Genomic DNA, 11,997 nt, shown 5'->3' with positions numbered 1-11,997 from the left:
CCACAGGAACATATAATACATTCCGGAATCATATAACCAACTAATTGAAAATAGTAGTGGGGTTACAATGAGCGATAACAAATACATACGATGGTTTGAAGAGATTACTATTGATGATGTGTCCCTGGTGGGAGGGAAAAATGCATCATTGGGTGAAATGTACAGGGAACTTACGGATAAGGACATCTGTATTCCTAATGGTTTTGCTATCACTGCTGAGGCCTACTGGCATGTGCTGAATTCGGCAGGTGTGCTGGAAGACCTACGAAGGATTCTGGATGAGTTGGACACGAAGACTCTCAGTAACCTTGCTGATATAGGCAAAAGGGCACGGCACACAATCCTGGATGCACCTATTCCTGAAGATCTATGGGATGAAATTAAAACTGCATATGACAAACTGTGTGAACAGTATGGTGCAGATACCGATGTTGCAGTACGCAGTTCAGCCACTGCTGAAGACCTGCCAAATGCATCTTTTGCAGGCCAGCAGGAAACGTATCTCAACATTCACGGCTATCACGCCCTGAATGATGCATGCAGCCGCTGTTTTGCCTCTTTGTTCACCGACCGGGCCATTTCCTACAGGATAAATAACAAATTCGATCATTTTGATGTAGGCCTGTCGATTGGTATAATGAAAATGGTGCGTTCTGACCTTGCATCAAGCGGAGTGATGTTCACCATCGATACAGAAACTGGCTTTGAGGATGTAGTCTTTATCACCGGATCATATGGGTTAGGTGAGAATATCGTACAGGGACTGGTAAATCCGGATGAGTTCTACGTATTCAAGCCGACCCTTGAAGAAGGCTATAAGCCCATTATCCGCAAAAAGGTCGGCAGCAAAGAGATTAAGATGATCTACGGCCGGGGCGATTCCAGAGTACTTACGCGTAATGTGGATGTTCCTGAAAGTGACAGAAAAGACTTCTGTATCAACAATGAGGAGGTACTGCAGCTTGCCAGATATGCTGTCACAATTGAGAAACACTATTCCGGGAAATCGAATAAGGCAATGCCTATGGATATAGAATGGGCAAAGGATGGTGATACAGGAAAATTATTCATCGTTCAGGCAAGACCGGAGACAGTACAATCCCAGAAAAGGAAGGATGTGCTTGAAACCTACTACATGGATGAAAAAGGCAAGGTGCTTGTCACAGGCAGAAGTGTTGGGTCCAGGATAGCCTCGGGCAGGGTGCATGTTATCAAAGATGTCTCTGGTTTGTCTTCCTTCAAACCCGGGGAAATCCTGGTGGCAGATACAACCACTCCGGATTGGGAACCTGTGATGAAAAATGCAGCAGCCATCATTACCAATAAAGGAGGCAGGACCTGTCATGCAGCTATTGTCAGTCGTGAGCTTGACATTCCCGCAGTTGTGGGGGCGGATGACAGCACAGAAATCCTTGAAACGGGTAGTCAAGTTACTGTAAGCTGTGCTGAAGGGGACACAGGCAGGGTCTATGAAGGCCAACTTGCATTCCATAAGGAAACCACAGAGCTGGAAGATGTCAGCAAGACCCAAACAGAAATAATGATGAATCTGGGAAATCCTGAAGAGGCTTTTGCACTGTCCCGGATACCAAATGATGGAATCGGGCTGGCTCGACTTGAGTTTATCATAAACAGTTATATAGGGATTCATCCGATGGCGCTGGTTCATACGGAAAAAGTCAAAGATCAGGGTGCGGTCAATCAGATTGAAAAATTGACACAGGGTTATTCAGATAAAGGGGATTACTTTGTGGAAAGGCTTGCTGAAGGTGTCGCGACAATCACAGCTGCATTCTACCCAAAGCCAGTAGTTGTGCGCATGAGCGATTTCAAATCCAATGAATATGCAACCCTGCTGGGTGGAGAAGATTTTGAAGTAAAGGAAAATAATCCCATGCTTGGTTTCCGGGGAGCTTCACGTTATTATGATGAAAGGTACAGGGAAGGGTTTGCTCTTGAATGCAGGGCGATGAAAAAGGTTAGGGATGAAATGGGGCTTACCAACCTTATTCTAATGATTCCTTTCTGCAGACGTGTGGAGGAAGCCCGCAAAGTTATCGAAGAAATGGACAAACACGGCCTTAAAAAGGGTGAAAATAACCTGCAGGTATATATGATGTGTGAGATTCCCAGTAATGCACTCCTGATCGATGAATTCAGCAAATACTTCGATGGTTTTTCGATCGGGTCCAATGATCTGACACAACTAACATTGGGGGTTGATCGGGATTCTGAGATCCTGGCTTCAACCTTTGATGAGAGGGATGAGGCTGTAAAAGCGATGGTATCCATGGCAATAAAAGGTGCAAAAAGAAATAATAAGCACAGCGGGATCTGTGGTCAGGCCCCAAGTGATTTCCCGGAATTTGCTGAATTCCTTGTGCAAAAAGGCATTGATTCCATTTCTCTGAATCCAGATTCGATACTCAAAATATATCTCAAGGTGATGGAAACCGAGAAAAGTATTGGGAAATGAAAACATTTCAGCAACCTTTTCCGGGGTTGCTATCATTACTTTTTAGGTCAGATATGATTTTTTCCTGTATTCAGAAGTGTATCGTAAAAGTAGTACCTTCAGCTGTGTTCAGGTCTATTGTACCGTCTATCTGGGAAACAAGATTGGTTACAAGTTGCAGTCCAAGAGATTCTGTATTCTTGAAATCTATTTCTTTGGGAAAGTCACCACTGTCATTCACAATCAGGCTATAACCACTATTTTCTTTAGCGAAATGAATTTCGATTACACCATCCTGTCCTTCATTAAAAGCATGTTGCAGGGCATTGGAAACCAGCTCATTGATTATGATTCCAAGGGGTACGGCCCTGTCCATTTCAAGATGGATTTTATCCACATTGACGTTTACAATCACTTTGTTATTATCAAGATCATAAGAATGCATAAGATATTCCATAAGCTCATTAACATAATCCAAAAAGTCGAGGTTTTTGCAGTCGCTGGACTGATATAACTTTTCGTGTATAAGAGCTATCGAACGCACCCGATTTTCACTTTGTTTAAAAGCTTCTACTACTTCATTATGGTTAAAATTCGTCGATTCAAGATACAGCAGTCCGGAGACAACCTGCAGATTGTTCTTTACCCTGTGATGAATTTCTTTAATCCTCATATCTTCAAATTCACGGAGGGACTTTTCAGCACGTTTCCGTTCAGCAATTTCCTTCTGTAGTTGCTGGTTGACAAAGGTTAGTTCAGAAGTACGTTTTTCTACGATTTCTTCCAGGTTCTTGCGGTAGTTGCTGAGTTCTTTTTCTACACGCATCAGTTCGATGGCGTCTCCTATCCTTTCCGCCAAGGCATCAATCAGCTTGCGCTCTTCCCTGAGGAACGGCCCCTCCGCTGCTTGTGGCTTATTTTCAAGATAAAAAACCTCGAGGCAACCTGCATTTTTGTTCTCAACAATTAATGGGGCGGCCTGTTTCCACTGGCTTTCCTGAAAATGCGGGCTCATAAATGTATTTTCTTCCACGGTAATCCTTGAACAAGCTATGTATGGATATTGCCAGGCGGAAGGAATGAAGTCGACTATTTCCTGTAAAATTGTGTCCAGATTTCTTTCCTTTTCGACAATTCTGGATATCTGGTAGAGGCAGTCTAGTTCCTTGGCCCGCTCTTCCAGGTCATGTGTCCGCTTTCTTAATGCAGCTTCGACACATTTTGTATTCGGTTTATCCTCCGTATTCTTGATGTTATTGCCTCCAACACGTCGTATATTGGAGATTACTTACATATCACTAATAGCTCAGTATCACTTGTATATATTTATATGTTGCACTTAAGGATTAGTCATATGGCAAAACGTCAAATACTTAAAAAATCTAGCCTTTGATACTGAATTTTTAAGGGCCAAGGAAAGGCTCAGGGACGCTGAGATTTCCCAGAAAAATAGTCTCATCGGGAAAAGTACTCATCAACGATCACTGCTTCATATTGGGACAAAGAGACTACTGGCCAGAGCAGCAGTGATGGTGGAAATGGCCGGACAACAGACGAAATGACTGCCCCGTGCGCTGATAACACCTACGTGGGGTGGGACTTTTCAACCATCTGGAAAGCCACTGTCATGTACTCGGAGCTACGGTGGGAATAAAGTTTACGACTAATGGGGCGTAGGGGTAGAGAAAGCCTATGACTTTAGTCATAGGATGAATCGTACCCCACTCATTTAGTTAATCACAAATGTTATATAGATGTCAGACATATAATACATTATCATGGCAACAGAGAGATGGAAACATAGCAATACAACGGTGTATAACATTGGTTTTCATTTAATATGGTGTCCTAAATATAGACGCAATGTTTTAGAAAATGAGATTGAAGCACGTTTAAAGGAACTTCTCTATAATAAAGCAGAAGAAATCGGAGTAATCATTGAAAAAATGGAAATAATGCCCGACCACGTTCATCTATTTGTGAAAACTACACCTACAATGAGTCCTCATTGGATTGTTCAACAATTGAAGGGTTATACATCTCGTATTTTAAGACAAGAATTTTCAGAAATGAGAACTAGACTCCCGACATTATGGACTCGAAGCTACTATTGTGAATCTGTAGGTCACATTTCGGAAACAACAGTTAAAAAATACATTGAGGAACAGAAAAATAAATGATACTCACATACAAAATCAAGCATCATCGAGATTTTTCCGATGAACTAAAAAAGGCTAAACAAGTAGCTCACTATGTATTAGAGCATCATCCGCATTCAGCTAAATTCAGTTCCAAAGATGTAAAACAATTCGGATTAAAATCAGTGATGAGCAATCAGATTATTCGTAAATACGGGCGTAATAAGAAGATAAAACGTGTCAATAAGGTTAAATTAACAATCCCTAAACAGGGAATCCAGTATGCCCCTGCATCACAAATTATCAAAATAACAGCATTGAAATTGGAACTTAAACATGAAATCCCCATCTACTTCGACACTATCAATCAGATTGAAGTAGATAACGAATATCTCTTTGTTTCTGTAACCCACAAAGAAAATTCAGAATATGAAGCTACAGAATGGTTAGGAGTAGACCGAAATACTACAGGTCATATAGCAGTCGTAGCATCTCCTGATACTGGAAAAATTATGAAACTCGGTAAATCAGGACAACATATTCATGAAAAATACAAACATATCCGTAAAAATCTACAAAAGAGAGGTAAATATCGAAAAGTAAAACAACTCAAAAACCGTGAAAGTAGAATCGTCCGAGACATTAACCACAAAATTAGCAAGAAGATAGTGGGTAATGCCTATGAAAATGGCTACGGAATCAAGCTCGAAGAACTCAAGGGCATCCGTAAGAACAAGAAACAAGCAAAGTCATTCCGTTATTCCTTGAATAGTTGGTCTTTCTATCAGTTCCAAATGATGATAGAATACAAAGCCAAACTACTTGGAGTTCCTATCGCTTATATCGACCCTGCATACACTTCTCAATCATGTAGCAGATGCGGTCATATAGGGGACAGAAATGGCAAAAACTTCCAGTGTCCTTCTTGTGGACACGTTGAACATGCGGACGTTAATGCAGCTTTCAACATTGCATTATCTCCAAACATAGTTCGATTTGCTACAGAAAGTGATGTAGCAAAGGGGAATACTGGTATCCCCAAAGCGGCAATGATTAGAAAGCAATCAACCGTAGAACCCCACGCACTTTAGTCGTGGGAGTATGTCAGGAATAGTTTACCTGAAATTGATAGGCGGATGGATGAAAGTATTATCCTCAGAAGCAATTGTTGACGGGACCGTAAGTGTGGTGAAAACAGGGGTCTACAATTCTGGGATGAAAAAATAGGGCGGACGGTTGCCATAAGGATTCCGTGGTGACTTACTAAATATCAATTACAAATATTTTGGCTTCTGGGTTCACTCATCCTTATTAGACCAATGTATAAATTTTGTATTATTGAAGTGTGACTGTAAAGAAATACACAATTAGGTTATTGTATATATCTAATTCTCAAAAAAGAAGCATGGTGTGGAGATATTACCACACCTTTAACGTCTGGATGTAACAAAAATCAATCCCAGTAATACAATTATACCCATCAGTGAACTAAACCCCGGCAGAAGTGGAATCTCACTTTTTGCATATATTGGTCTGGAATCTCCCGCTTCTACCATGTGCCACTCGGCTTTATTACCGTTCACCACATCGGCATTAGAATCTACAATTTCACCAGGCATTTCTAAATAGTAATGTTTTTTTATTGGGCTTTCAGCATCTAACAAGTTCGTGCTATAATCACTTGTTGTTTCATCCATTGCCCGGTCTATCAAATCGGCTGTAATATTATCACGGTATATGATGTAATCCCCCTGTACTTCAGAAGTCACATTTATGCTTTCAGGATCAGGATTGTTAAAGGCCATTATAATGGTTACATTGCCTCTATTCCATTCTTCGGTATATGTGGCTCCCCTTTCCTCGGCAGTTTCCTTTAGTGTCCGCTCGCCTGCGTTGTTCAACATGTCATACATGTTACTTCCCATTTCCATCTGTAAACTGTATTTCTCTATACTTGCATCTTTGTTTACTTTTGAATCTACTGTTATAGTCAGACAACCACTAACCATAAGGACCATTGCTAAAATGGCCACACCAATAATTGATTTAGATTTCATTAACACACCTTCCTCTATTATTTAGAAATATCACTTATTGATTTATATTAGTTGCCTTATTTTCCTGTATGCCCTTGATAAATATATCAGGATTATGCTTTATGGTGTCATATCACATTTGCTGCAGAAACTCTTGGTTGGGCACATCACGCATCACGAGCCATTCGGGGAGAATGTAGATGGAATAAAAAAGAGAATTGACGAATAAAGCACTCTAATTTAATAGAGATGTGGTTATTATAGGACTATATAAAATATTGTGGTAGCCCGGCACGGATTCGAACCGAGGTTGCAGGATCCAGAGTCCCACATGATTGACCACTACACTACCGGGCTGCTACGAAAACGTATCCTACATTGGATATTTAGTATATAAAATTATCGGGAATTATATTTCATCCGGGTCTTTATTTAATATAGCAGTAGACCACCAGTTGGCCATATCTATAAGATCTTTACTGAACTGGCTCGATAAACGGTATTCCTTGTTCTTATTAGATATGAGTCCCGCGCCAAGTAATTTGTTGCGCATTGCATAGAAAGATGCTCGTCCAACATCAAGCTCTTTCATTATTGATTCCCATTCACTTGTTTTAAGCGCATTGCCACTTTTTTGGCGTTCTTCGATTATTGTCAGAAATTGCTGTCCACGCCGTGCGGTAGCATCTTCCTGAAAAAGCCTGCGCATAAGGCTATAATAGGGATCTCTGGAATGAGTAATCCGGGATCCTGAATCAGAACGTATTATTAGAGTTGTGGATGTACGAGGGGCGTCCTTTATTGTTACCATGAACACTAATCATGTGGATGGTTTTTCTCGCGCGGTAAGGGCATTCTGTATCAAGTCCACATACTCTTCTTTCAGTGAGTATGTTGTAGGTGTCTTGTATGACTCCTTATGGGATCTCAGAATACCCAATTTTGAATGTATATAACCCACCATAGAGGCCACTACACTTCTGGATGCGTCGAACTGCTTGTTGATCTTTTCGTGAAGATCATCAACCGTAAACTGTTTTACGTTGAGAAGAATAGATAGTATATGGGTACGCAGTCCGCTCACGTCAAGTTCTACGAACTTTTTGAGACGGTTTTTTATCTTAGATCTAATAGCTTTCATAGAATTACCCCTATCTATGTATTGATTCATATATATACAATCAAACTATTTATATGTTTGTAAAGTAATGTTGTTTCTGTAACCTTAATAGAGGCCTAATATAATGAAAGTTTCTTTTGATAAATCAACCTTGCGCTATTCACTACCAAATAAGCTATTGTGCATAGATGATAATAGATTAATTCCTCCTTTTGAAGAAGAGAAAAATGAAATGGGTGTATGCAGTGAATGTGAAGGTCCGTTGTTTTCCTTCACTTATCACAATTTCCAGGATTATACGGCAGTAGTATGTCGCTGTGATGATTGCTCTCTTTTAAGGATAATTCTTTTTGATCCTGCATGGGAATGGGTTGGAGAATACCCGGTGTCAATTATCGATGACGCCTCACAAAACAGTGTCAATTTAGTTGAAAATAAATCTATATCAGATATTGGAAACATTGCAGCAGTAAAACTGGAAACTGTGTTTTCGCCCAGGGAAATTGAAGCTATGATTCAAAAATCAAAGGGTGAAAACTATGTTCGCCAGTATCTCTATAATGCAAGAAAAAAATATTCGCTGTTCACTGAATTATTTGGTTATTATCTGGAGATTTAAATCTCACTTTTTGCCAACTCATTCCTGACAAAATATTTTTATTTTGTGTTAGTTGTTAAATTTATGATTATGTTGGGTTGGCCTACATTGAAATTATTTTGAGGTTGTTTGTTAGAAGTATTCACTTAATTTTATAATATGTAATAGATGATAATTACTTGGGATGTTCTCATTTTATGTAATATTTTAAAATGACAATAGTTATTTTTACTTGAAGTTACCTTGCAATATTTATTACTAATACATTTATCAAATTTAAGATGTGTTCTTTGAAACAAATCTGAATTTTATTATTATGTATATCTTGTAAAGTGAGTTATAATTTAGTGAAGTTTGATATATAATATGCTGGATCGGTGGTTCTGAGTATATTACATATAATATATGAATGAAATGTTGTTTTTTGATAAATATGCGTTTCTTCTATTTTTCTGTGCACTAAAGGGGGCGGTAGTGGAGTGAAACGGCCATATTCTTATAGTATTTGTAATATTTGTGTTTACTAAATCTGTGCATTATATCAGGCAGACAAATCCGTTCATATATATTATATGAATAAGGAAAATTGTAGGTACATGCAGATACTTTTACCTGAAGGATCTCTCCTTTTGATAAAGGTGCTTGAAGAGTTATTTTTTTGTGGCGTGCTTTTAATCATTATGGTGAAAAACATACCTATGTTTTATATTGCATTTTATACCTTCTAGGTGTAGGAGTATTGGATCAATAATGAATATATAAATATATACTTATAATATTCATCTACTGTTTTCTCTCTCACTTTTCAGGAAGAGGTCGTGGATACTGTAATTTTAAAGTGAGAATTGCATTTTTTGTTTAGTAATATTGTGTACACAACAACATAAGTTATATATATTATAACATATGTTTTTTATAGTATATAATCCACTATAGTATTAATGTTTTCTAATAATATATATTATATTATCTATGTCATATAATATATTTAAGATAAATTGTTGCATTATAAATTTTTTAAAAAATTGTACATTGAGTACTATATTTTTTTGACTGGTTAATTCAAAAGAATCTTAATAAAGAACCAATAAAAAAAAGAAGGTTACAAAACTTTACTAAGAAAAGATTTTGTCCGTTCATGTCGGGTATTTGTGAAAAGTTCCTCAGGGCTACCTTCTTCCACTACCAATCCATCACCTATGAAGAAGACCCAATTTTGCAATTGCAACTTTCTGTTTTTGGCCGCCTGAAAGAGAGGCTGGATAGGTATTTGCTTTGTCCGTTAATGCCTTTTGTGAGGGTTTCCATTGCACGAATATTGCTTGTTCTTCGTTCATCTTCCTTGCAATAACGGGAAAAGTGAGGAGAGGGGAAATATTTTTAAATGTTCGGGGGTAGTATAATATTTTTCATTGGCTGGCTGTGAATCATACCTAGAGACGGTTTTCCTCCCATCTGGCCCCGTTGAATCCTTGCACATACAATCTTTGCAACATAGGTACCACTGTTTATATTATAGACAATGCACCTGCAATAATTGAACCTATTGGCAAAGAAAGCAGGAGAAGTAAAGTAAAAATAAAATCAATTCAAACTGGAAGCAACTTTCCGTTTATACCTGATATCCATTACCCCGTGGCTGCAGCTGATTGACTCACTACCTGGGTCAACACTTGCCGGCAGAGTTACGTGTTGTGTCTCAGTGCGTCCAGCATCCGGGAAATGGACCGCAATGTCTACTTCATTGTAGCGTGAGGTAATTGACACAAGATCTTCGTCAACTTTAACGTCGACTGTTACGTAAACTTCATCGTCAGTCTTAAATGTCTCAACCAGGGGAGTTTGGTCTTTTACAAAAACATCCTCTGGTGTATCCTCTGCTGGCGGTGACTGTTCATTGAAGTGGTCATTATTCATGGGATTGTGAGCAATGGAAAACCCATATACGAAGGGTTTATTGCCATTGCCTTCCCTCATCTTTTCAAAAACATACTGAAGAAGGTCTTCGATGTCTTCAAAAGAGTTATTTTCGTCTCTATTGTTGTCATCTTTTTTGCGATCATTCATGTTCTCTACCTCCCTGGTGTAGTAAAAAAGATTGTTCGAACATATGCGAACATGGTATATAAACCATTCCCTAGAAACTATTGAATAATTATATCTGGCAGAAAACCAATGAGATTATGGGGATTATCCATGAGTTTAAATTCTATAGAAAAAGCGACCTTTGCTGCAGGATGCTTCTGGGGAGTTGAGGCAGCATTTAGGGAAGTTGAAGGCGTTATTAGCACACGGGTTGGATACACAGGCGGGAGTGTATCCAATCCCTCTTACAAGGAAGTTTGTACCGGGCGCACAGGCCACGCTGAATCTGTTGAGGTTACTTATGATCCACAAATTGTAAGTTATGAACAAATGCTGGATATTTTCTGGAATATTCACGATCCTACAATATCTAATAGGCAGGGCCCGGATATTGGAACACAGTATCGCTCTGCTATATTTTATCATAACAAAAAACAAAAGGAAATTGCTCTGAGTTGCCTTCATAAGTTACAGGAATCAGGGAAATTCAACACTATAGTTACAGAAATCGAGCCTGCTTCTGAATTTTATCCTGCAGAAGATTATCATCAGCAATATTTCGAAAAAATGGGGAGATGTAGTTCCGGAAAATGTGGCTGGAAATAAGTATGATCTGCGATCATTTAGACAATGGACAAGAATTAATTATCAATCTAAAGAAGAATGCAAATCGTTTTACTCCTTCTGATTTTATGAAGATAAGATCCCATATATTGCAAAGTACTGAAAACCTCCCTCCAAAATACAGGCAGATATATGGCGAAGATTTATTCAGGCATCTTTATGAAACCATAGAGGAGATAAAAAGATACAACGCAACCCCTCAATTCTCAACTTTTGACAGGGAAGATTGCCTGGAATTAATTCAGCGTATAGATTTAATGTAGGAAGTAGATAATGAAAAAAACAGATTGTTCGCAGATCTGGCCAAATTAACTTCAATATATCTCATATTTGTTGCGGGTAAACCCCTCCATCCTTTAAACATGAAATTCCCTGGAGGTCGTAAAATTGCAAAAAAAGATAATGAGTATTATTGTCCCGCGAAAAACAAACAAAAAGATGTGGAAATTGCATTATGCAAATTTTGCATATGCAAAGATATGGATGAAATGGGAGAGTGAAGATCACTCAGATATTTGCTTCATCAACAAGCCTTTTGAAGAAAGCATCAGAAGCTCCCTGTCCGTCCAGAGGTCCACAGAACTTGATTAATTCCCAACCTTCATTGCCCATTTCATTTAATTCGTCTTTTGTTTTACTCCAGTCATCAGTTCTTATTGGTTTTATATCATATTCCCAGCAAGGCATGTATTAATCACCTTTTTATCCTGTAGCTAAAAGTTGCAACTGCATCATATATAACACTTATTAAAAATTATTTTTTATGAATGAACAAGTAAACTTTAGTAAAACTGGCCAATCTATAGTAGACCCCTTTTGGAAATTAAACTTTCTTGACTATTGAGTTTTTTTAATTTTGCATTCTACTCTATTCAAATATTATTTTACTATTAGTTTCTTTGAATTTATACATTTATTATTTTGCCATGTAACTTGAAGCA

General features: G+C 38.4%; 13 protein-coding genes, 1 tRNA gene and 1 pseudogene. 8 read left to right on the top strand and 7 right to left on the bottom strand.

Annotation, left to right across the window (positions count from 1 at the left end; all coding sequences use genetic code 11):
- The first annotated feature begins 67 nt into the window (after nucleotides 1-67).
- Nucleotides 68-2,476 (top strand): phosphoenolpyruvate synthase, encoded by a 2,409-nt coding sequence (gene ppsA / locus A9957_RS05205; protein WP_096711357.1) that lies wholly within the window; start codon nucleotides 68-70, stop codon nucleotides 2,474-2,476.
- Between the two features lie 70 nt (nucleotides 2,477-2,546).
- Here ppsA and A9957_RS05200 read toward each other — a convergent pair whose 3' ends face one another.
- Entirely contained in the window at nucleotides 2,547-3,470 is a 924-nt protein-coding gene (locus tag A9957_RS05200; RefSeq protein WP_292343421.1) for a sensor histidine kinase, read from the bottom strand.
- Nucleotides 3,471-4,233: 763 nt separating this feature from the next.
- On the opposite strand from A9957_RS05200, the gene tnpA reads away from it, so the two are divergent.
- From tnpA to A9957_RS05185, 3 genes are read left to right on the top strand one after another with little or no spacing between them, the layout of a single operon-like run.
- Nucleotides 4,234-4,635: an IS200/IS605 family transposase gene (gene tnpA, locus A9957_RS05195; protein WP_096711811.1), complete on the top strand. Its 402-nt coding sequence runs from the start codon at nucleotides 4,234-4,236 to the stop codon at nucleotides 4,633-4,635.
- Nucleotides 4,632-5,684 (top strand): RNA-guided endonuclease TnpB family protein, encoded by a 1,053-nt coding sequence (locus A9957_RS05190; protein WP_096711812.1) that lies wholly within the window; start codon nucleotides 4,632-4,634, stop codon nucleotides 5,682-5,684. The genes tnpA and A9957_RS05190 overlap by 4 nt, the downstream gene beginning before the upstream one ends.
- A gap of 10 nt (nucleotides 5,685-5,694) precedes the next feature.
- Nucleotides 5,695-5,820: a hypothetical protein gene (locus A9957_RS05185; RefSeq protein WP_292343420.1), complete on the top strand. Its 126-nt coding sequence runs from the start codon at nucleotides 5,695-5,697 to the stop codon at nucleotides 5,818-5,820.
- A gap of 203 nt (nucleotides 5,821-6,023) precedes the next feature.
- Here the strand turns inward: A9957_RS05185 and A9957_RS05180 are convergent, their stop codons facing one another.
- The 4 genes from A9957_RS05180 to A9957_RS05165 all read right to left on the bottom strand — a co-directional run bounded on the left by A9957_RS05180 (nucleotide 6,024) and on the right by A9957_RS05165 (nucleotide 7,770).
- Nucleotides 6,024-6,650: a hypothetical protein gene (locus A9957_RS05180; RefSeq protein ID WP_292343419.1), complete on the bottom strand. Its 627-nt coding sequence runs from the start codon at nucleotides 6,648-6,650 to the stop codon at nucleotides 6,024-6,026.
- A gap of 260 nt (nucleotides 6,651-6,910) precedes the next feature.
- Nucleotides 6,911-6,986, bottom strand: a tRNA-Gln gene (locus A9957_RS05175).
- 52 nt (nucleotides 6,987-7,038) lie between these two features.
- Nucleotides 7,039-7,440, bottom strand: coding sequence for a hypothetical protein (locus A9957_RS05170; RefSeq protein ID WP_292343418.1), 402 nt, complete (start codon nucleotides 7,438-7,440; stop codon nucleotides 7,039-7,041).
- A 9-nt stretch (nucleotides 7,441-7,449) separates the two neighbouring features.
- Entirely contained in the window at nucleotides 7,450-7,770 is a 321-nt protein-coding gene (locus A9957_RS05165) for a DUF2551 domain-containing protein (RefSeq protein WP_292343416.1), read from the bottom strand.
- Nucleotides 7,771-7,873: 103 nt separating this feature from the next.
- Between A9957_RS05165 and A9957_RS05160 the strand changes: the two genes are divergently transcribed.
- Both A9957_RS05160 and A9957_RS05155 read left to right on the top strand, forming a co-directional pair.
- Entirely contained in the window at nucleotides 7,874-8,368 is a 495-nt protein-coding gene (locus tag A9957_RS05160) for a hypothetical protein (RefSeq protein WP_292343415.1), read from the top strand.
- A gap of 1,117 nt (nucleotides 8,369-9,485) precedes the next feature.
- Nucleotides 9,486-9,698 (top strand): hypothetical protein, encoded by a 213-nt coding sequence (locus A9957_RS05155; protein ID WP_165868945.1) that lies wholly within the window; start codon nucleotides 9,486-9,488, stop codon nucleotides 9,696-9,698.
- A gap of 233 nt (nucleotides 9,699-9,931) precedes the next feature.
- Here the strand turns inward: A9957_RS05155 and A9957_RS05150 are convergent, their stop codons facing one another.
- Complete coding sequence (locus A9957_RS05150; RefSeq protein ID WP_096711360.1) at nucleotides 9,932-10,414, bottom strand: Hsp20/alpha crystallin family protein; 483 nt, start codon at nucleotides 10,412-10,414, stop codon at nucleotides 9,932-9,934.
- A 129-nt stretch (nucleotides 10,415-10,543) separates the two neighbouring features.
- On the opposite strand from A9957_RS05150, the gene msrA reads away from it, so the two are divergent.
- The gene (gene msrA / locus A9957_RS05145) at nucleotides 10,544-11,038 is read left to right on the top strand and encodes a peptide-methionine (S)-S-oxide reductase MsrA (RefSeq protein WP_292343413.1); all 495 of its coding nucleotides are present in this window, start codon (nucleotides 10,544-10,546) and stop codon (nucleotides 11,036-11,038) included.
- Nucleotides 11,023-11,556 (top strand): annotated as a pseudogene (locus A9957_RS05140) (DUF2115 domain-containing protein). The gene msrA and the pseudogene A9957_RS05140 overlap by 16 nt, the downstream one beginning before the upstream one ends.
- 7 nt (nucleotides 11,557-11,563) lie before the next feature.
- Here the strand turns inward: A9957_RS05140 and A9957_RS05135 are convergent.
- Nucleotides 11,564-11,743 carry a hypothetical protein gene (locus A9957_RS05135; protein WP_072361001.1) on the bottom strand — a complete coding sequence of 60 codons (180 nt, stop codon included), beginning with the start codon at nucleotides 11,741-11,743 and terminating at the stop codon, nucleotides 11,564-11,566.
- Nucleotides 11,744-11,997 lie beyond the last annotated feature (254 nt).

It is taken from the genome of Methanohalophilus sp. DAL1 (genome assembly GCF_001683555.1).
GTDB classification, from domain to species: Archaea; Halobacteriota; Methanosarcinia; order Methanosarcinales; family Methanosarcinaceae; genus Methanohalophilus; species Methanohalophilus euhalobius.
This window is presented reverse-complemented; position numbering and strand designations above follow the sequence as displayed.